This is a genomic window from Streptomyces sp. NPDC039424, assembly GCF_055639495.1.
On the sequence record NZ_JBVKAI010000010.1, the window covers coordinates 63,620 to 81,529 of the forward strand.

Annotated in this window: 16 protein-coding genes; 10 read left to right on the plus strand and 6 right to left on the minus strand. The window is 71.3% G+C overall.

Annotated features, from left to right (window positions below):
• Positions 1-55 precede the first annotated feature (55 nt).
• On the minus strand, positions 56-1,375 hold the full coding sequence (locus ACZ7L0_RS24450; RefSeq protein ID WP_471244664.1) for a M6 family metalloprotease domain-containing protein: 1,320 nt from the start codon (positions 1,373-1,375) through the stop codon (positions 56-58).
• A 317-nt stretch (positions 1,376-1,692) separates the two neighbouring features.
• On the opposite strand from ACZ7L0_RS24450, the gene ACZ7L0_RS24455 reads away from it, so the two are divergent.
• Complete coding sequence (locus tag ACZ7L0_RS24455; RefSeq protein WP_471244665.1) at positions 1,693-2,346, plus strand: TetR/AcrR family transcriptional regulator; 654 nt, start codon at positions 1,693-1,695, stop codon at positions 2,344-2,346.
• A gap of 79 nt (positions 2,347-2,425) precedes the next feature.
• Positions 2,426-3,952, plus strand: a complete 1,527-nt coding sequence (locus ACZ7L0_RS24460) for an MFS transporter (protein WP_471244666.1) — start codon at positions 2,426-2,428, stop codon at positions 3,950-3,952.
• 50 nt (positions 3,953-4,002) lie between these two features.
• Here ACZ7L0_RS24460 and ACZ7L0_RS24465 read toward each other — a convergent pair whose 3' ends face one another.
• Entirely contained in the window at positions 4,003-4,512 is a 510-nt protein-coding gene (locus tag ACZ7L0_RS24465) for a MarR family winged helix-turn-helix transcriptional regulator (RefSeq protein ID WP_471244667.1), read from the minus strand.
• Positions 4,513-4,635: 123 nt separating this feature from the next.
• Here ACZ7L0_RS24465 and ACZ7L0_RS24470 point away from each other — a divergent pair, with 123 nt between their 5' ends.
• Positions 4,636-5,427 carry a dioxygenase family protein gene (locus ACZ7L0_RS24470; RefSeq protein ID WP_471244668.1) on the plus strand — a complete coding sequence of 264 codons (792 nt, stop codon included), beginning with the start codon at positions 4,636-4,638 and terminating at the stop codon, positions 5,425-5,427.
• 28 nt (positions 5,428-5,455) lie between these two features.
• On the opposite strand, the gene ACZ7L0_RS24475 is transcribed toward ACZ7L0_RS24470, so the two are convergent.
• Positions 5,456-5,974, minus strand: a complete 519-nt coding sequence (locus ACZ7L0_RS24475; RefSeq protein WP_471244854.1) for a GNAT family N-acetyltransferase — start codon at positions 5,972-5,974, stop codon at positions 5,456-5,458.
• Positions 5,975-6,169: 195 nt separating this feature from the next.
• Here ACZ7L0_RS24475 and ACZ7L0_RS24480 point away from each other — a divergent pair, with 195 nt between their 5' ends.
• Positions 6,170-7,168, plus strand: a complete 999-nt coding sequence (locus ACZ7L0_RS24480) for a sigma-70 family RNA polymerase sigma factor (protein ID WP_471244669.1) — start codon at positions 6,170-6,172, stop codon at positions 7,166-7,168.
• A gap of 508 nt (positions 7,169-7,676) precedes the next feature.
• The gene (locus ACZ7L0_RS24485) at positions 7,677-8,327 is read left to right on the plus strand and encodes a TetR/AcrR family transcriptional regulator (protein ID WP_471244855.1); all 651 of its coding nucleotides are present in this window, start codon (positions 7,677-7,679) and stop codon (positions 8,325-8,327) included.
• A 40-nt stretch (positions 8,328-8,367) separates the two neighbouring features.
• Here ACZ7L0_RS24485 and ACZ7L0_RS24490 read toward each other — a convergent pair whose 3' ends face one another.
• Positions 8,368-9,333, minus strand: a complete 966-nt coding sequence (locus ACZ7L0_RS24490; RefSeq protein WP_471244670.1) for a helix-turn-helix transcriptional regulator — start codon at positions 9,331-9,333, stop codon at positions 8,368-8,370.
• A 61-nt stretch (positions 9,334-9,394) separates the two neighbouring features.
• Between ACZ7L0_RS24490 and ACZ7L0_RS24495 the strand changes: the two genes are divergently transcribed.
• The 5 genes from ACZ7L0_RS24495 (at position 9,395) to ACZ7L0_RS24515 (ending at position 15,508) form a co-directional block, all read left to right on the plus strand.
• A complete protein-coding gene (locus ACZ7L0_RS24495) occupies positions 9,395-10,909 on the plus strand; it encodes an MFS transporter (protein WP_471244671.1) in 1,515 nt (504 codons plus the stop codon).
• 188 nt (positions 10,910-11,097) lie between these two features.
• Positions 11,098-11,859: a DeoR/GlpR family DNA-binding transcription regulator gene (locus ACZ7L0_RS24500; RefSeq protein ID WP_471244672.1), complete on the plus strand. Its 762-nt coding sequence runs from the start codon at positions 11,098-11,100 to the stop codon at positions 11,857-11,859.
• On the plus strand, positions 11,856-12,803 hold the full coding sequence (gene pfkB / locus ACZ7L0_RS24505; RefSeq protein ID WP_471244673.1) for a 1-phosphofructokinase: 948 nt from the start codon (positions 11,856-11,858) through the stop codon (positions 12,801-12,803). Before ACZ7L0_RS24500 ends, pfkB begins: the two co-directional genes overlap by 4 nt.
• Before the next feature lie 274 nt (positions 12,804-13,077).
• On the plus strand, positions 13,078-15,129 hold the full coding sequence (locus ACZ7L0_RS24510; RefSeq protein ID WP_471244674.1) for a PTS fructose transporter subunit IIABC: 2,052 nt from the start codon (positions 13,078-13,080) through the stop codon (positions 15,127-15,129).
• A gap of 109 nt (positions 15,130-15,238) precedes the next feature.
• A complete protein-coding gene (locus ACZ7L0_RS24515) occupies positions 15,239-15,508 on the plus strand; it encodes a hypothetical protein (protein WP_471244675.1) in 270 nt (89 codons plus the stop codon).
• A 169-nt stretch (positions 15,509-15,677) separates the two neighbouring features.
• Here the strand turns inward: ACZ7L0_RS24515 and ACZ7L0_RS24520 are convergent, their stop codons facing one another.
• Together ACZ7L0_RS24520 and ACZ7L0_RS24525 are read right to left on the minus strand one after the other, a co-directional pair.
• On the minus strand, positions 15,678-16,424 hold the full coding sequence (locus ACZ7L0_RS24520) for a DUF6227 family protein (RefSeq protein WP_471244676.1): 747 nt from the start codon (positions 16,422-16,424) through the stop codon (positions 15,678-15,680).
• Between the two features lie 157 nt (positions 16,425-16,581).
• Entirely contained in the window at positions 16,582-17,802 is a 1,221-nt protein-coding gene (locus ACZ7L0_RS24525; protein ID WP_471244677.1) for a L,D-transpeptidase, read from the minus strand.
• Between the last annotated feature and the right edge of the window lie 108 nt (positions 17,803-17,910).

The window sequence follows — 17,910 nt, forward strand, 5'->3', positions numbered from 1 at the left end:
ACCGTAATCCCCGGCCGCCGGACTACCGGACGGCCGGACGGCCGGGCCACCCGGCCTACCCCGGCTCCCGCTTCCGCGTCACCCGCACCCGGTAGTCCCCCTCCGGATCACCCTCGGCCACCTCGACGGTGATCCCGTGCCGCGGGTCCTTGAAGGTCTCTCCGGGGCCGAAGGGCGCGTCGGAGAGTTCCTCGTGGACGTTGGGACTGCGGGTACAGCCACCGGAGTCGCGGTGGGAGTCGAAGACGGTGATGGGGCCGCGGCCGGTGTCGACGTTCGCGTCGACCTTGTAGATGAGGATGCCGGGGCGGCAGACGGTCTCGTCGTTGCCGCCCCGGGTACGCAGTTCGAGGGCGTAGCCGCTGCCGCCGCCGGTCGGTACGAAGACGAGTTTCTGGCCGCCGGTCCGTGCCAGGGGCGTCAGCTTGTACTCCGCGGTGCCGGGCGCCGCCGCGCAGCCGATCTGGGCGGCGTCCAGCCAGCCCAGCTTCCACTTGTGCCAGCCGAGCAGGTCGTTGTTGGCGCCCCAGTCCTCGCTCATGATGTCCCAGTGGCCGACCGCGCCGCCGCCGTCCTGGGTGTAGAGGTCGGGCAGGCCGAAGACATGGCCGTTCTCGTGGGGGAGTACCCGGTAGCCGGTCTGGGCGTAGGAGCCGGAGCCGTCGTCCTGGCGGGAGTAGACGAAGGAGGCGTTGGCGACCGGTATGCCGTCGGCCACCGGCGCCTCCCCGTTGCCGGCGAACGTCACCGACAGCACGGTGTCCAGGGCGGAGGGGCCCGCGTTCGGCGTGATCAGCACGTTGAGCAGGTCGTACGAGCGGAAGTCCACGGTGGGGTCGGCGGCGGCCACGATGTCCTGGACCAGGTCGCGGTAGCCGGGGTCGAAAGGGGCACCGCGTTCTATGCCGTAGGCCTTGAACGGCTTCGGCATCCGCAGCCAGTCGGTGACCGGAGTCTCGGGGCGGTAGTCGAGACGGCCGTAGGAGGCGGCGCGGAACCACTCCCGGGTCTGCGGGAAGAACTCGTGGAAGCGGTCGAGCGCGCTGCCCTCGCCGGGCGCGTCGGAGAAGTCGACCATCAGGGTGAGGGCGTGGACGGTGCCGGTGGAGCGGGAGTAGCCGCCCGGGGTGGGGATGCCCTCGGTCATCTGGATGTCCCGGCCGCCGCTGATCATGCAGGGAGCGAGGGCGGGGGAGCGGGCCAGGGCGATCGGAGCCGCTCCGGCCGTGCTGGGGTCCGCCGTGAGGTGCCCGGTGCCGGCCGAGGTGCTGACCGCGAGGGTCAGCACGGTCACGGATGCGAGGGCGACCACGCGGCGCGGGCGTATCCGGTGTGCGCCCGGCGCACGCCGGCCGCTGGACGACTGCGGCTGCATGCATGGACCTTCCGCTCCACGGCAGCCGCCGGTCTCCGGCTGCACCCTTGCGATCACCCTGTGTCGGCAGGGCTGCGGGCGCGCGCTGGAGGAGACCGATCGTGGGTTTCTCGCGAGTAGGGCGAGTAGTGCACCACGCCCTCCCCTATGTGACTCAGGTCACAGGGGCTTTCTTCGGGGTCGGGAAATAACCGGGGAGCGTTTCCCCGTTTAGCCCTGTGTCCGGCCGAAACGGGGACTCGCTCCCCGGATCGCTTCCCGCAGCCACCACAGCCACCAGGGCCACCAGCCCGGGACCACCAGCCCAGGAGTACACCGTGCAGACCGTGACGTCTCCGGACCCCGTGCAGCGCAAGACGGCCCGGCCGCGCGCCGACGCGCTGCGCAACCGGGAGCGGATCGTCACCGCCGCCCGGGAGATGTTCGTGGAGTTCGGTTCTGACGTACCGCTCGACGAGGTCGCCCGCCGGGCCGGCGTCGGCAACGCCACGGTGTACCGCAACTTCCCGGACCGTGACGCCCTCGTCCGCGAGGTCGTCTGCTCCGTCATCGATCGTACGGTGCGGGCGGCCGAGCAGGCCCTCGCGGAGACGGGGGACGCGTTCGAGGCTCTGGAGCGCTTCGTGCACGCCGCCGCCGACGAGCGGATCAGCGCGCTGTGCCCGATGATCTCCAGCACCTTCGACCAGAACCATCCCGATCTGGAGGCGGCGCGGGAGCGGAGCGAGCAGCTCGTGGGGGAGATCATGGACCGCGCCAAGGCGGCCGGTCAGCTCCGCCCCGATGTCGGCGTCGGTGACCTGATCGTCGCCGTGTCCCAGCTCAGCCGCCCGCCGGCCGGTGCGGGATGCCTCAGCATCGACCGCTTCGTCCACCGGCACCTGCAACTGTTCCTGGACGGTCTACGGGCCCCGGCCCGCTCCGTCCTGCCGGGCACGGCCGCGACCTTGGAGGACTTCAGGCAAGCCTGACCGATCAGCCCTCCTTCCCAACTTCTCTTTTTCTTTCCGGCTTTTCTTTCCGTCACGAAGTCCCGAAGTGGGTACCCCCATGTCGAAAACTGTCCCAGCCACCGTCGGCTCCGCCGACGCCAACCGCTGGAAGGCGCTCGTCTTCATAGCGCTCGCCCAGCTGATGGTCGTGCTCGACGCGACCATCGTGAACATCGCCCTGCCCTCCGCCCAGGAGGACCTTGGCATCTCCGACGGCAACCGCCAGTGGGTCGTGACGGCGTACGCGCTCGCCTTTGGCGGGCTGCTCCTCTTCGGGGGCCGCATCGCCGACCTGTGGGGCCGTAAGCGGGCCTTCGTCATCGGCCTGACGGGCTTCGCCGGCGCCTCCGCGCTCGGCGGGGCGGCGACCACCGGCGCGATGATGTTCGGGGCGCGCGCCCTCCAGGGTGCCTTCGGTGCCCTGCTCGCCCCGGCCGCGCTCTCGCTGCTCGCCGTGATGTTCACGGACGCCAAGGAGCGTGCCAAGGCGTTCGGCATCTACGGTGCCATCGCAGGTGGCGGCGGCGCCGTCGGCCTGATCCTCGGCGGGTTCCTCACCGAGTACCTGGACTGGCGCTGGACGTTCTTCGTGAACATCCCCTTCGCCGTGGTCGCCGCGGCCGGTGCCTACTTCGTCATCCGTGAGCCGGAGGGCGGCCGGAACCGGTCCGCGCTCGACATCCCGGGCGTGATCCTGTCGACGCTCGGCCTGGTGGCCCTGGTCTACGGCTTCACCCGCGCCGAGTCCGACGGCTGGGGCGACTCCGTGACGGTCGGTATGTTCGTCGCGTCCGCCGTGCTGCTCCTCGCCTTCGTGCTCGTCGAGGCGAAGGTGAAGGCACCGCTGCTGCCGCTGCGGGTGATCACCGACCGCAACCGCGGCGGCATCTACCTCTCGCTCGGCCTGGCGATCATCGCGATGTTCGGCCTCTTCCTCTTCCTGACCTACTACCTCCAGATCGTCAAGGGCTACTCCCCGGTGAAGACCGGCTTCGCCTTCCTGCCGATGATCGTGGGCATGATCACCGGGTCCACCCAGATCGGCACCCGTCTGATGACCCGGGTCCCGCCCCGGCTGCTGATGGGCCCCGGCTTCCTGGTCGCCGGGCTCGGCATGCTGCTGCTGACCCAGATGGAGATCGGCTCCTCGTACGCGGCCCTGCTGCTGCCGGCGATGCTGCTGCTCGGTCTCGGCATGGGTACGGCGTTCATGCCGGCCATGTCCCTGGCCACCCAGGGCGTCGAGCCCCGGGACGCCGGTGTGGCCTCCGCGATGGTCAACACCTCGCAGCAGGTGGGCGGCGCGATCGGTACGGCCCTGCTGAACACGATCGCCTCCTCGGCGACCACCTCGTACGTCAAGGACCACATCGCGACCGCGACCACCAAGCCGCAGCAGCAGCTGGTCGGGCTCCAGGGCATGGTGCACGGCTACACCAGCGCGATCTGGTTCGCCGTCGGCATCCTGGTGGTCTCCGCCGCGATCGTGGTGACCTTCGTCAACGCCGGCCGCCCGGGCGCCACCCCGGTCGCCTCCGGTGAGGGAGTCGAGGACGAGGTGGCGGTGCCGGTGATCGCGCACTGACGCACTGAACCCTCAAGGGCACCGCGGGCACTGCGGGCACCGCAGCTCCCTCAGCGGAGCCAGGGCAGGTCCGCACCCGCTTCGTCGGGCTGGAGGCCCTCGGCGACGATCTCCATGATCTCGCCGAGGGCCTTCTGCTGTTCGGGGGTCAGTCGCTCGAACAGCGCCTGGCGGACCGCGGTCACATGGCCCGGCGCGGTGCGCCGCAGCACCTCGTAGCCCTCGTCGGTCAGCACGGCGAACTGGCCCCGCTTGTCGGAGGGGCAGTCCTCGCGGCGCACCCAGCCGCTCTTCTCCAGGCGGGCGATGGCGTGCGAGAGGCGGGAGCGGGTGATCTTGGCCTTCATGGCCAGCTCGGTCATCCGCAGCCGGCGGCGCGGGGCCTCGGCGAGTCCGACGAGCAGGCCGTAGTAGACGTGCGGCATGCCCGCGTCCCGCTGCAGCTGGCGGTCGAGGTGGTCCTCCAGCAAGGTGGTGGCCTGGATGTACGAACGCCAGACGCGCTGCTCCTCGTCGGTGAGCCAGCGGTGCTGTGCGGCGGAATCGGGTGCCGTATTCATGTATCCCACTGTACGAGGCTTCTCCTTGAACATTAAACAAGTAGGTCGTAGGCTGTCTGGTGAAGCTTGAGAGTTAAAGCAATCCTGAACCAGAGTGAAGTCGTACGAGAGGGAGCCGCCGTCATGTCCGCCGCCACCCAGGGGCGCATGCCCACCCTCTATCTCAGTCACGGTGCCCCGCCGCTCGCCGACGACCCCGTCTGGCCCGGCCAGCTCGCCGCATGGTCCGCCGGCCTGCCCCGCCCCAAGGCGATCCTGATGGTCTCCGCCCACTGGGAGGAGGCCCCGCTCGCCCTCGGCGCGACCACGACGGTCCCGCTCGTCTACGACTTCTGGGGCTTCCCCGAGCACTACTACCAGGTGCGGTACGAGGCACCCGGCGCACCGGAGCTCGCCGAGTCCGTACGCAAGCTGCTGCGCGCCCCCGGCACGCCCGTGCAGGACATCCCGGACCGCGGCCTCGACCACGGCGCGTACGTCCCCCTGGTGGAGATGTTCCCCGCCGCCGACATCCCGGTCCTCCAGGTCTCCATGCCGACCCTCGACCCGGTGAGGCTCATGGAGGTCGGCCGCAGGCTGGCCCCGCTGCGCGACGAGGGCGTGCTGATCGTCGGCTCCGGCTTCTTCACGCACAACCTGGCCGCGCTGCGGTACGCGGGCAACGGTGTGCCCAGCTGGTCCTCGGAGTTCGACGACTGGGGGCGGCACGCGCTGGAGTCCCGCGACTGGGACTCCCTGCTGGACTTCCTCGACAAGGCTCCCGCGGGCCGTTACGCCCACCCGCGCACCGAGCACTTCGCCCCGCTCTTCGTCACCATGGGCGCGGCGGAGGCCGGCGGTGAGCTGGACGCGCAGAAGTCGGTGATCGACGGCTTCTGGATGGGCATGGCGAAGCGGTCGGTGCAGTTCGGCTGAGCGGTCCTGCGGGCGCCCGCGCGCGGGCTCACAGCTCCTTCTCGTACCAGGCCACGTCCCAGTAGCGGCCGAACTTGCGGCCCACCTCCCGGTATGTGCCGACGTACCGGAAGCCGAAGCGCTCGTGCAGCCGCGTGGAGGCCTCGTTCGGCTGGGCGATGCCCGCGTAGGCGCGGTGCAGGTCCTCGCCGGACAGGGCCTCGAAGAGGGCCTTGTACAGGAGGGTGCCGATGCCGCGGCGGCCGGCGTCCGGGGCGAGGTAGACGGTCGCCTCCACGGACGTGCCGTACGCGGGCTTCGCGCGGTAGGGGCTGGATGTGGCGTAGCCAAGAATCCGCTGTGACCGGGCGTCCACGGCAACCATCAGGCGGTACGGGCCGTCTTCCGGGTGGGAGAGCAGCCAGGGGCGTCGCTCTTCCGGCGTGAAGACCACGGTGTCGAATGTGATGGGCGTCTCACGTACATAGTGGTTGTAGATGTCCGTGAGGGCCTCGAGGTCACCCTCGACTCCCGGTCTGACCTGCACCTCTGCGCGCTGTGACGGCATCATGCCTCCCCGTGTGGCCCGACAGGGTACTGCATGATCAGAAAAATCGAGGGGTGGGTTGGGAATTCTGTCCGGATTCCAGTCGTTGTTTCCTTCGGATGCCGGGCACTCGACCAGAGTCCGAACCGTTCATCTGTCGGAGTGCCGAGCGTCCACCTGGACCGCCCGCTGACCCACCATCGCAAGGGAGCACGCATGGCAACCCGTGCCGTCGCCCGTCGTAAGTCCGCCACCGGCGAGACGGCCGACGCGGCAAGCAGTGTTCGCGCCCATGGCGGCGAGATCGCCGACCGCGACCTGGTCGGCATGTACCTCGACGAGATCGCGCGGACGCCGCTGCTCGACGCTGCCAAGGAAGTCGACCTGTCCCAGACCATAGAGGCGGGGGTGTTCGCACAGCAGATCCTCGACGGGTTCGAGGAGTCCAAGGCGAACGCCACCCGCGAGGAGCTGGAAGCCCTGGTCGCCGAGGGGGAGCGCGCCAAGGACGTGTTCATCCGCTCCAACCTGCGTCTGGTCGTCGCCGTGGCCCGCCGTTACCCCCGCAGCGGACTGCCCCTGCTCGACCTGATCCAGGAGGGCAACGCCGGCCTGGTGCGCGCGGTCGAGAAGTTCGACTACCGCAAGGGCTTCAAGTTCTCGACCTACGCCACCTGGTGGATCCGTCAGGCGATCACCCGCTCCATCGCGGACCAGTCCCGCACCATCCGGCTGCCCGTCCACCTGGTGGAGGAGCTGGGCCGCATCCGCCGCGTGCAGCGCGAGTTCAACCGGGAGAACGGCCGCGAGCCGGAGCCCGCGGAGATCGCCACCGAGCTCGCCTCGACGCCGGAGCGCGTCATCGACGTGCTCGACTGGGCCCGTGACCCGGTCTCGCTGAACATGGCGGTGGACGACGAGGGCGAGACCCAGTTCGGCGACCTGCTGGAGGACACCTCCGCGGTCTCGCCCGAGCAGTCGGTGCTGACGCTGCTGCGCAGCGAGGAACTGGACGACCTGATCGGCCGCCTGGACCAGCGCACGGCATCCATCATCAAGATGCGGTACGGCATCGAGGACGGCCGGGAGCGCACGCTGACCGAGGTCGGCAAGGAGCACGGCCTGACCCGTGAACGCATCCGCCAGATCGAGAAGCACGCGCTGCTCGAACTGAAGAAGCTGGCCCGCCAGACGGGCTTCGACGCGGCGGCGTGACCGCCGGCCGCCCTGCGCGCTGCCGGTGAGCCGACCGCTCGGCGACCGCGTACGCCGGGTGGCGGAAGACCGCGCAAACATGGCGCTGTAGCGCCGCTTCAACTCGCGGGGCCCTGGGAAAAACACCTCAGGGCCCGGGAGTAGAGGGCCCGGAACCGCACCTCCACCGCCCTCCGAGAGACGTTCTCTCCCCTGAGCCACGTCCCGACGCACACCCCCCCCCGGCGCCGGGACCTTCCCCGAGCTGGGCTCCGGCGCCTGTCCCCCCGGGTGCCGGAGCCCGGCTCCTCGGCGTTCGCGGGTCGTGGGCCTCGCGGACATGCTGGAAGGGCGGGGCACCCCGTACCTGAACCCCGGGGTGGCCCGCCGGATGGCAGATTCTGCCACATGGGCATAACCTGCCGCCGTGAACGACCCCAGTCCCCCGCGCAAGACCCCCGACCAGGCCCTTTCCGCGTCTGCCGCTCCCCCGGGATCACTGACGGAGCGGCGCAGGGCCGAGACGCGGATGGAGATCGCGCGGGCGGCGGCCAAGCTCTTCGTCAGCCGGGGCCTCAGGGCCACCCGGGCCGAGGACATCGCCGCGGCGGCCGGTTGCGCTCCGCGCACCTTCTACCGCTACTTCGCCACCAAGGAGGAGGCGGTCGCCCCGCTCTACGCGGCGGGCGCCCAGCGCTGGGCGGAGGCCGTCCGCGAGGCCCCGGCGGCCCTGTCCGTCCCCGAGGCCCTGGAACACGCCGTCCGCCACACCCTGACTCCCGGCCACGCCGTCTCCGCCGCGTCCTGGGAGTGGGTCCGCACCCTCATCCGCCTCGCCGCCACGAGCCCGGCGCTGCGGAAGGTGTGGGCGGAGGTGTGCCATGAGTCGGAGCGGACGCTCGCGGAGATCCTGGCGGCACGGACCGCCGTTCCTCCCGGCCCTCCCTCTCCCCCCGGTCCTCCCGTTCCCCCCGGCCCCGTCGGTCCTTCCGGCTCCGACAACGTTGCCGCCCGCTGCGACCTCCGCTTCGCCGCCACGGTGGCGGGCGCCGCGGTGCGGGTGGCGGTCGAGTCCTGGGCCGCCACCCCGGCCCCGCCCTCCGGGCCGGAGGGACCCGCGGCGCTGGCGCTGCGGAACCTGGCGGCGTTGCGTGGGTTTCCGTGGGAGGGGATGCCGTAGCCGTCGCGGCTGTGGGCCGCACCGCCCGCCCGGCAGTGGCTCACCCACCCGCCGCCCGGTTCAACCGCCCACCCAACTCCCGTACGCACCGCACGAGTTCCTCGGGCTCCCGCACCGTGAAGTCGCAGCCCACCATCGCCAGCCGGACCGCCAGCCACTCCACGGGATCCGAGGACTCGCCCCGCAGCACGCAGCCTCCCGAGTCCACCGGCTCCGGTCGGCCCACCCAGGCGGGCACACGGGCGGCGACGAAGTCCGCGGACCGCGCGAAGGTCACCACGTACGCGTACGAATCCTGCGTCCGCCGAATGGAGCGCCGCAGATACTCCGCCGCATCCCCGGTGGGCAGCTCCCGGGGAGTGAACCGCGCGCCGGTGGCGAACGGCTCGCTCACCCGGTCGACGCGGAACGTACGCCAGTCGTCGCGGTCGAGGTCGTACGCCACGAGATACCAGCGCCGCCCGGTCGACACCAGCCGGTACGGCTCGGTCTGCCGCCGCGACTCGCTTCCGTCCTTGGCCCGGTACGCGAACCGCAGCCGCTCCCGCCCGGCCACCGTCGACGCCATCACGGTGAGCGTCTCGGGCGCGATGCTCGCCCCGTCCCCGCTGGTCAGCGGGGTCGTCGCGGCCTGCAGGGTGGAGACCCGGTGGCGCAGCCGGGCCGGCAGCACCTGTTCCAGCTTCGCCAGCGCCCGTACGGACGCCTCGTCGACCCCCGCCAGTGCGTGCCCGGCACCGGCCCGCAGCCCCACCGCGATGGCCACCGCCTCCTCGTCGTCGAGCACGAGAGGGGGCATCGCCTTGCCCGCGACCAGCCGGTATCCGCCGTCCGCGCCCATGGTCGCCTGCACCGGATAGCCCAGCTCGCGCAGCCGGTCTACATCCCGCCGGACCGTGCGGCGGGACACCCCGAGCCGGTCGGCGAGCTCGCCGCCGGGCCATTCGCGGGGCGTCTGGAGGAGGGAGAGGAGCTGGAGCAGCCGGGCCGGAGTGTCCGTCGTCATGCCTGCAGAATGCCGCAGAAGTAGGACACGATCTGACCTAGTGGGGCTCTACCTTCGAACCATGACCTCCACCGAGACCACCAGCACCACCCAGTCCGCGGTGGGTGACCGCCGCCGCTGGTTCGCCCTCGCGATCGTGATGACCGCCGCCTTCATGGACCTGGTCGACGTCACGATCGTCAACATCGCGATTCCCTCGATCCAGCAGGACGCCGGCGCCTCCTTCAGCCAGATCCAGTGGATCACCGCCGGTTACGCCCTCGCGTTCGCCGCCGGCCTGGTCACCGGCGGACGGCTCGGCGACATCCACGGCCGCAGGCGGCTGTTCCTCGTCGGCATAGGCGGCTTCACCCTCGCCTCCGCGCTGTGCGGCTTCGCCGCGAACCCGGAGATGCTGGTCGCCTCCCGCATCCTCCAGGGCGCGATGGCGGCGATGATGGTGCCGCAGGTGCTGTCGATCGTGCACGCCACCTTCCCGGCGCACGAGCGTGGCAAGGTCTTCGGGATGTTCGGCGCGGTCGTCGGCCTGGGCGCGGTCTCGGGCCCGCTGCTGGGCGCGCTGCTGACGGAGTGGAACCTGTTCGGGCTGCAGTGGCGGCCGATCTTCCTCATCAACCTGCCGGTCGGCGTCGTCGCCTTCCTCCTCGGCCGCCGTTTCATCACCGAGTCGAAGGCTCCGAAGGCGCTGAAGCTGGACCTCGTCGGTGTCGCGCTGGTGACGCTGGGCCTGCTGATGCTGCTCTACCCGCTCACCCGGGGCCGCGAGCTGGGCTGGCCGCTGTGGGGGTACGTGTCGATGGCCGGGGCGGTCGGCGTCTTCGCGGCGCTGGTGGCCTACGAGCGGCACAAGGGCGCGCGGGACGGCTCCCCGCTGGTCGAGCTGTCGCTGTTCCGGGTGAAGAGCTTCGCGGCGGGCATCGCGGTGCAGACCGTCTTCGGGGTCGGGCTCGGCGTCTTCTTCCTGGTGTGGACGCTGTACATGCAGACCGGCCTGCGCTGGAGCCCGCTGAAGGCCGGACTGACCGGCGTGCCCTTCTCGATCGCGGTCTCCGTCGCGGCCGGGATGTCGGTGCAGAAGCTGGTGCCGCGCTTCGGCCGCAAGGTGCTGCAGGCGGGTGCGCTGGTGATGGCCCTCGGTGTCCTGATCTACATCGCGGAGGCCCACCGGTACGGCCTCGGCATCGCCCCCTGGCAGATGGCGCTCCCGCTGGTCGTCATGGGCGTCGGCATGGGCCTGATCGTCGCCCCGCTGACGGACGCGGTGCTCTCCGAGGTGCCGCGTGAGCACGCCGGTTCGGCGTCCGGCCTGATCAACACCGTGCAGCAGATGGGCAACGCCCTCGGGCTGGGCCTGGTGTCGGTGGTCTTCTTCGGCTCGATCGACGACGACCTGACCCCGCCCCAGGTGGGCCCGGCGTTCGTGGACGCCTTCCAGCACGCTCTGGGCTGGGTGGCCGGGGTCATGGGTGCGATCTTCCTGCTGATGTTCGCGCTGCCCAAGCGGCCGGCGCAGCATGTGGAAGGCGCGGAGCCGGAGGTCGCGGTGGAGGAGAGGGAGCGGGAACTCGTGTCCTGAGTACCTCCCCGAAGGAAGGGCCCGGCGTCCCGGTGACGTCGGGCCCTTCGGCGTGCTCGGCCGACTCCGACGGGACCAGAAGTCCGTTCATGCCCGAATCAAAACCGAACCTGTTTACTTTCCGGACATCTGGGCGTAGCCTCGCCATTGAAACCACACGTTCGGGCATGAGTCGGAGGTGAACGGACATGTACGCACCGGAGCGGCAGCAGGAGATCCTCCGCCTCGCCCGTGATGGCGGCCGAGTGGACGTGGTGTCGCTGGCCGAGGAGTTCCAGGTGACGGCGGAAACGATCCGCCGTGACCTGAAGGCCCTCGACCGCGCCGGCCTCGTCCGCCGGGTGCACGGCGGTGCCATCCCGGCCGGACGCCTCGACTTCGAGCCGGACCTCGCCGAACGCGAGAGCACGGCCGCCGACGAGAAGGACCGCATCGCCAAGGCGGCCCTCGCGGAACTGCCGACCGAGGGCACGATGATCCTCGACGCCGGCACGACGGTCGCCCAGCTGGCCGGGGCCATCCCCCTGGAGTCGCAGCTCACCGTCGTCACGCACTCCCTGCCGATCGCGGCCCGCCTCGCCGACCATCCGGGCATCCAGCTCCACCTGGTCGGGGGGCGTGTACGGCACCGTACGCGCGCCGCCGTGGACGCCTGGGCGCTGCGCGCGTACGGCGAGATCCGCGCCGACGTCCTGTTCGTCGCCGCCAACGGCTTCTCCGCCGAGCACGGTCTGACCACCCCCGACCTCGCCGAGGCCGCGGTCAAGCGCGCGGCGATCACTGCCGCCCGCCGCGTGGTGCTGCTCGCCGACGCCACCAAGCACGGCCAGGAGCACTTCGCCCGCTTCGGCGGCCTGAGCGACGTGGACCTGCTGATCACCGACAGCGGGCTGAGCCCCGACGACGCCGTCGCCATCGAGCGCGGCGGCACGGAAGTAGTGCGCGCATGATCCTCACCGTCACCCCCAACCCGTCCCTCGACCGCACGTACGAGGTCCCGTCGCTGGAGCGCGGAGAGGTCATCCGCGCCACCGGCGAGCGCATGGACCCCGGTGGCAAGGGCGTGAACGTCTCGCGGGCCGTCGCCGCCGCCGGGCAGCGCACGGTCGCCGTCCTGCCCCTGGGCGGTGCGCCGGGCGCGCTCGTCGCCGACCTGCTCGACGCCCAGGGCATCGAGGTCGCACCGGTCCCGGTCGCCGGGGCCACCCGCTCCAACATCGCGCTCGCGGAGGCGGACGGAGTCCTGACGAAGATCAACGCGCCTGGTCCGGAGCTGTCCCCGGAGGAGCAGGAGCTGCTGCTGGAGACGGTCCGGGCCCAGTCGCACGACGCCGACTGGATCGCGTGCTGCGGCAGCCTGCCGCGCGGCCTCGCCCCCGCCTGGTACGCCGACCTGGTCGCGCGGGCGCACGCCGCCGGCAAGCGCATCGCCCTGGACACCTCCGGGCCCGCGCTGCTGGAGGCGCTGCGAGAGGGCCCGGACGTGGTGAAGCCGAACGCCGAGGAGCTCGCGGAGGCCGTCGGGCGCCCGCTGGCGACCGTGGGCGACGCGGTGAAGGCGGCCGAGGAACTGCGCGAGATGGGCGCGCGCGCCGTGCTCGCGAGCCTGGGCGCCGACGGGCAGCTGCTGGTGGACGGCGCGGGCGCCTGGTTCGCCAGCGCGCGCGTGGCCGCCGTACGCAGCAACGTGGGCGCCGGCGACTCCTCGCTCGCCGGCTTCCTGATCGCCGGCGGCAGCGGCCCCGAGGCCCTCGCCTCCGCCGTCGCGCACGGCGCGGCGGCCGTCCAGCTGCCCGGCAGTGTGATGCCGACCCCCGCCGACCTGGACCCGGCGGCGGTGACGGTCACGAGGGAGGTCCCGGTGGACCGCGAGCTTACGGAGCCGGTGTCATGAACGTACGTACGACGCACATCTTCGCGGCATCCCGGCAGCCGGATGCGGAACCCGCCCTGAAACCACCGTCCATGAAGCGGCGAGGCTCCTCGTTACTCGTCGCGACCGCCGGTCGGCAGGGCACCCTGAGCCGCTCCGCCGGCCCGCGGAGGCGGGGCTTCCCCGGTCCCGTCTCCGCACCCACCGCTGCACGACCCACCTCCCCCCACAGCACCCCCGTCCCCACCCCCGCCCACCCCACCCCCCGGGCGATACGCGTGCGAAGGAGCCCGCGATGAGCGAGATGATCACCGCGGACCTGGTCGACCTCGACCTGTCCGCCGATACGAAGGAAGCGGCGGCGCGCGCCCTCGCCGAGCGCATGGTGTCCCTGGGCCGGGTGACCGACCTGGAGGGCTTCCTCGCCGACGTGGCGGCCCGCGAGGCGCAGATGCCGACCGGCCTCGACGGCGGCATTGGCATCCCGCACTGCCGCAGCGAGCACGTCACCGAGCCGACACTGGCCTTCGGGCGCAGCGCCGCCGGGATCGACTTCGGCGCGCCCGACGGCCCGGCCGACCTGATCTTCCTGATCGCCGCACCGGCCGGCGCCGACGACGCCCACCTGACGATCCTGTCGTCGCTGGCCCGCCAGTTGATGAACGCCGAGTTCACCTCCGCGCTGCGCTCGGTGGACGACGCCGCCGCGGCTGCCGCCCTGATCCGGGGCGACGAGGCGGCGGACGACGAGGCCCCGGCGGCCGGTTCCGAAGACTCCGCTGCGGCGTCGGCGGCGGCCTCCGCCGACGCCGCAGCGGGTAGCGCGGCCCCCGCCGAGGAGGCGCGGCCGTTCCGTATCGTCGCCGTCACCTCCTGTCCGACCGGCATCGCCCACACCTACATGGCCGCCGAGTCGCTGGAGACCGCGGGCCGTGAAGCGGGCGTCGAGGTCGCCGTCGAGACGCAGGGCTCGGCCGGTTTCACCCGGCTCGACCCGGCGGTGATCGCGGCGGCGGACGGCGTGATCTTCGCCCACGACGTGCCGGTGCGCGACAAGGACCGCTTCGCCGGGAAGCCGACCGTCGACGTCGGTGTGAAGGCGGGCATCAACCGGCCCGGCGAGCTGATCTCCGAGGTCCGCGGCAAGGCGGAGCGCGGCGAGGTCACGGCGGGCGCGGCACCCGGTACGCCGGTCGAGCGGGCCGGTGACTCCACCGAGGGCTACGGCACCAAGCTGCGCAAGTGGCTGATGTCCGGCGTCAGTTACATGGTCCCGTTCGTCGCGGCGGGCGGTCTGCTGATCGCCCTGGGCTTCGCGATCGGCGGCTACAAGATCAACAAGGCGCCGTCGGTCATGGACCACTTCGTGTGGACCCAGACCGACAGCTGGGCCGCGCTGCTCTTCCAGATCGGCGTGGTGTCCTTCGGCTTCCTCGTCCCGGTCCTGGCGGGCTACATCGCCTACGGCATGGCGGACCGGCCAGGTCTCGTCCCCGGCTTCGTCGGCGGCGCGATCTCGGTGACCATCAACGCGGGCTTCCTCGGCGGTCTCGCGGCCGGTCTGATCGCCGGTGGCGTGGTGCTGTCGATCCAGAAGGTGAAGATCCCGGCGGCGGTGCGCGGCATCATGCCCGTGGTCGTGATCCCGCTGATCTCCGCGGCGATCGTCGGCTTCCTGATGTTCGTGGTGATCGGCAAGCCCATCGCCTCCGCCCAGAAGGGCCTGACCGACTGGCTCAACGGCCTCACCGGCTCCAACGCCATCCTGCTCGGTGCCCTGCTCGGCCTGATGATGTGCTTCGACCTCGGCGGCCCGGTGAACAAGGTCGCGTACACCTTCGCCACGGCCGGTATCGCGGTGGCGAGCCCCAGCGACTCCGCGATGAAGATCATGGCGGCGGTCATGGCGGCCGGTATGGTCCCGCCGCTGGCGATGGCCCTGGCGACGACCGTGCGCGGCAGGCTCTTCACGCAGACCGAGCGCGAGAACGGCAAGGCCGCCTGGGTCCTGGGCGCCTCCTTCATCTCGGAGGGCGCGATCCCGTTCGCCGCGGCGGACCCGCTGCGCGTCATCCCGTCCTCGATGGTCGGCGGCGCGGTCACCGGCGCCCTGTCGATGGCCTTCGGAGCCACCCTGCGCGCCCCGCACGGCGGCATCTTCGTGGTCCCGCTGATCGGCAACCCGTTCCTCTACCTGGTCGCCATCGCGGCCGGTGTGTGCGTCACGACGGCGCTGGTGGTCGTCCTCAAGGGCATGCGCAAGCAGGCCCCGGAGGCCGCCGCCAACGGGTCGGCGGCGGGCCCGGGCACGGCGTCGGCCGAGCGGAAGCAGCCGGTCGCGGCCTGACCGCCCGGCACTCCTTGTCCCTTTAGCGCGCTGTGAGTTGTTCACGGCACCTGCGAGATACGTCACGGTCCGGGACCAAAGTCCCGGACCGTGGTGTGTACTGGGGCGCATGCCTGCGCACGTCTCGATCCTCCAGCTGCTGGTGGTGGTCCTCCTCGCCCTGGTGACCGCCGCCTGGGTGACCCTCGTGACGGGCATCCTGCGCCGCCGCCGCTTCGCGGCCGCCGCACGGCGCTCCGGCCGGTCCCCGGCCTCTCTCCCGGTCCTGCCCGCCCTCCCGCAGCAGCGCCAGACCGCCCCCGACCTGGAGTCGGCGGAACTGACCCCGGCGGAGGAAGACGCGTTCGCGGGGCTGGTACGGCAGTTGGGCGGGCATTAGGGGGTGTCCTTCGGATCACCCCGGGTCCGCGACGCCTGGCACGGCACCTCGCCGCGTTGTCGCATCACCCGAGTACGCCCAGTACGCGGGTGACGCTCCGCCTTGCGATGCACCGCACCAGACGCCGCGGCCTGATCCGGGCTGATCCGAACGACACCCCCTGGCCGACTCAGGCCTGCCGGGCCGCCCGGCGGTCCATGGCGGCCCGGGCCGCGTCCTCCGACGCGTACACCTCGCACATATGGCGCCCGTCGGGGGTCGCCGTGTGCTCGACCTCCCAGAGGGAGAGCTCCTCGCCGTCCCCCAGCAGGAAGGCGTGCTCGTAGAGCGAGAAGCTCCGGCCGCCCCGGCCCGCCCGGCCCGGACGGCCGAAGGCCTGGGTGATCTGGTGCGCGAAAGCCGTCGCCAGCAGCGCCGCCGTCGCCTCGTCCGGCCGGTCCGGGTTCTCCGCGCGGCGCAGCAGCCGACGCGCGTGGTCCGCCGAGTCGTCCGGGAGGTACACATGCCGCGGCTCGGGGATCGGCGACAACTGCGTCAGCACCGGCAGCTCGAAGTCCGGCGCGTCCGCCGGCAGCGGCAGCCGGGCCGTTGCGGCGCGCAGCTCCTCCTCGTCCACATACACCTCGTGCTGCGGCTCGCTGCCGGGCGCGGTGTTGTGCACCAGCTCCCAGAGCGTGACCGCCGAGCCGTCGGCGAGCAGCCAGGTGTGCCGGTACGTCTCGCGGTGCAGTCCCGCGCTGTGGTGGGCGGAGTGCAGCGAACTGTCGTGGGCCAGGGCGCAGTCCAGCCGCCGTATGGCCTCGTCGGGCAGCTCGAAGGAGTTCAGGGCACGGCCGAGGAGTCGCGCGAGGTGCTCCTCCGGAGACTCGGGCGACTCGGCTGGTTCGTACGCTGCCGTCTCGTACGGAACGCTCAAGGTTTCTCCCGGCGTTGCTGCATGTCACCTTGTGGGTGCATACCGTAGCCCCTCGGTCGGACATCATGTCCGGGAACCGAGAAAACGTATGCCGGGAAAACGCGCGGGCCGCGCGGAAGATTCCCGCGCGGCCCGAGGTTTCGTCAGAAACCGCCGGTCAGGCGGCGCTTCCGGCGGTCCAGTCGTTCCATGACAGGTTCCAGCCGTTGAGCCCGTTGTCCGGGGAGACCGTCTTGTCGGGGGAGTTCTTGACGATCACGACGTCCCCGATGAGCGAGTTGTCGTAGAACCACTTGGCGGTCGTGGCGCCCTGGGCGCCCTGCACGTCCGCGAGTCCCACGCAGCCGTGGCTGGTGCCCTCGCGCCCGAAGGGGGGATTGCCCTGGTTGTACCAGTAGTTCCCGTGGATGAAGGTGCCGGACGAGGTCAGGCGCATCGCGTGCGGCACGTCCGGGATGTCGTACTCGCCGCCGAAGCCGACCGTCGAGCCGTTCATCCGCGTCTGCGTGAACTTCTCGGAGATCACCATCTGCCCGTTGTACGTGGTGTGCTGCGGGCTGCCCGCCGAGATCGGCACCGACTTCAGGGTCTTGCCGTCGCGCACCACGGTCATGGTCTGCTTGTTCACGTCGACGGTCGAGACCTGCGAGCGCCCGATGGTGAAGGTCACCGTCTTCTTCTGCACGCCGTAGACGCCGTTCGCGCCCTGCACGCCGTCCAGGTCGATCTTCATCGTGACCTTGGAGCCGGCCTTCCAGTACTCCTCGGGCCGGAAGTCGAGCCGCTGCGCCCCGAACCAGTGCCCGGCCACCCGCTGCCCGCTGCTGGAGGTGACGGTGATGTGGGACTGCACGGCCTTCTTGTCGCTGATGGCCTTGTCGAAGGTGAAGGACACCGGCATCCCGACGCCCACCGTCGTGCCGTTGTCCGGCGTGTACGTCCCGATGAAGCTGTTCGACGTGCTGACCGTGGTGAAGATGGAGTTGGCGGCGGCCGTGCGACCGCCGGCGTCCTTCGCGGTCGCCGATATCCGGTACTTGGTACCGCGCTCCAGCTGCGCCTTGGGCTTCCAGGTCCTGCCGTCGGCGGATATCGCCCCCTCCACGGCCTGCCCCGACCCCGACACGGTCATCTTCACGTCGGTCAGCTTGCCGTCGCTGACCTTCACGCCGGTGGCGTTGATGGACGCGCTGGTGGAGCCGTCCTTGGCGGAGATGACTATCTTCGCGGTGGACGTCTTGGCGGAGGTCTTGCCGCCCTTGGCGTCGTCGTTGCTGGCGCTGGCGTCGCCGCCGCACGCGGTGAGGGTGAGGGCGCCGACCAACAGGGCGGCACAGGCCCCCAGTGCGCGCCGCGCTGCGATGTCCGGCGTTGTCACGGGCTGCTCCAGTTCGTGTGATGTGCGTGATCCGCTCCAGTGCGTGGGGAGAGAGGGAACCGGGGCAGGGGGAGGTTCCCTCCGTGCGCGGTGAACGCCATCCGGTGA

What these genes read in the sequence shown, in the direction of transcription:
- ACZ7L0_RS24450 (WP_471244664.1), bottom strand. Translation starts at nt 1,375, where the DNA reads ATGCAGCCGCAGTCGTCCAGCGGCCGGCGTGCGCCGGGCGCACACCGG.
- ACZ7L0_RS24460 (WP_471244666.1), top strand. Translation starts at nt 2,426, where the DNA reads ATGTCGAAAACTGTCCCAGCCACCGTCGGCTCCGCCGACGCCAACCGC.
- ACZ7L0_RS24465 (WP_471244667.1), bottom strand. Translation starts at nt 4,512, where the DNA reads ATGAATACGGCACCCGATTCCGCCGCACAGCACCGCTGGCTCACCGAC.
- ACZ7L0_RS24470 (WP_471244668.1), top strand. Translation starts at nt 4,636, where the DNA reads ATGTCCGCCGCCACCCAGGGGCGCATGCCCACCCTCTATCTCAGTCAC.
- ACZ7L0_RS24475 (WP_471244854.1), bottom strand. Translation starts at nt 5,974, where the DNA reads ATGCCGTCACAGCGCGCAGAGGTGCAGGTCAGACCGGGAGTCGAGGGT.
- ACZ7L0_RS24480 (WP_471244669.1), top strand. Translation starts at nt 6,170, where the DNA reads ATGGCAACCCGTGCCGTCGCCCGTCGTAAGTCCGCCACCGGCGAGACG.
- ACZ7L0_RS24485 (WP_471244855.1), top strand. Translation starts at nt 7,677, where the DNA reads ATGGAGATCGCGCGGGCGGCGGCCAAGCTCTTCGTCAGCCGGGGCCTC.
- ACZ7L0_RS24490 (WP_471244670.1), bottom strand. Translation starts at nt 9,333, where the DNA reads ATGACGACGGACACTCCGGCCCGGCTGCTCCAGCTCCTCTCCCTCCTC.
- ACZ7L0_RS24495 (WP_471244671.1), top strand. Translation starts at nt 9,395, where the DNA reads ATGACCTCCACCGAGACCACCAGCACCACCCAGTCCGCGGTGGGTGAC.
- ACZ7L0_RS24500 (WP_471244672.1), top strand. Translation starts at nt 11,098, where the DNA reads ATGTACGCACCGGAGCGGCAGCAGGAGATCCTCCGCCTCGCCCGTGAT.
- pfkB (WP_471244673.1), top strand. Translation starts at nt 11,856, where the DNA reads ATGATCCTCACCGTCACCCCCAACCCGTCCCTCGACCGCACGTACGAG.
- ACZ7L0_RS24510 (WP_471244674.1), top strand. Translation starts at nt 13,078, where the DNA reads ATGAGCGAGATGATCACCGCGGACCTGGTCGACCTCGACCTGTCCGCC.
- ACZ7L0_RS24515 (WP_471244675.1), top strand. Translation starts at nt 15,239, where the DNA reads ATGCCTGCGCACGTCTCGATCCTCCAGCTGCTGGTGGTGGTCCTCCTC.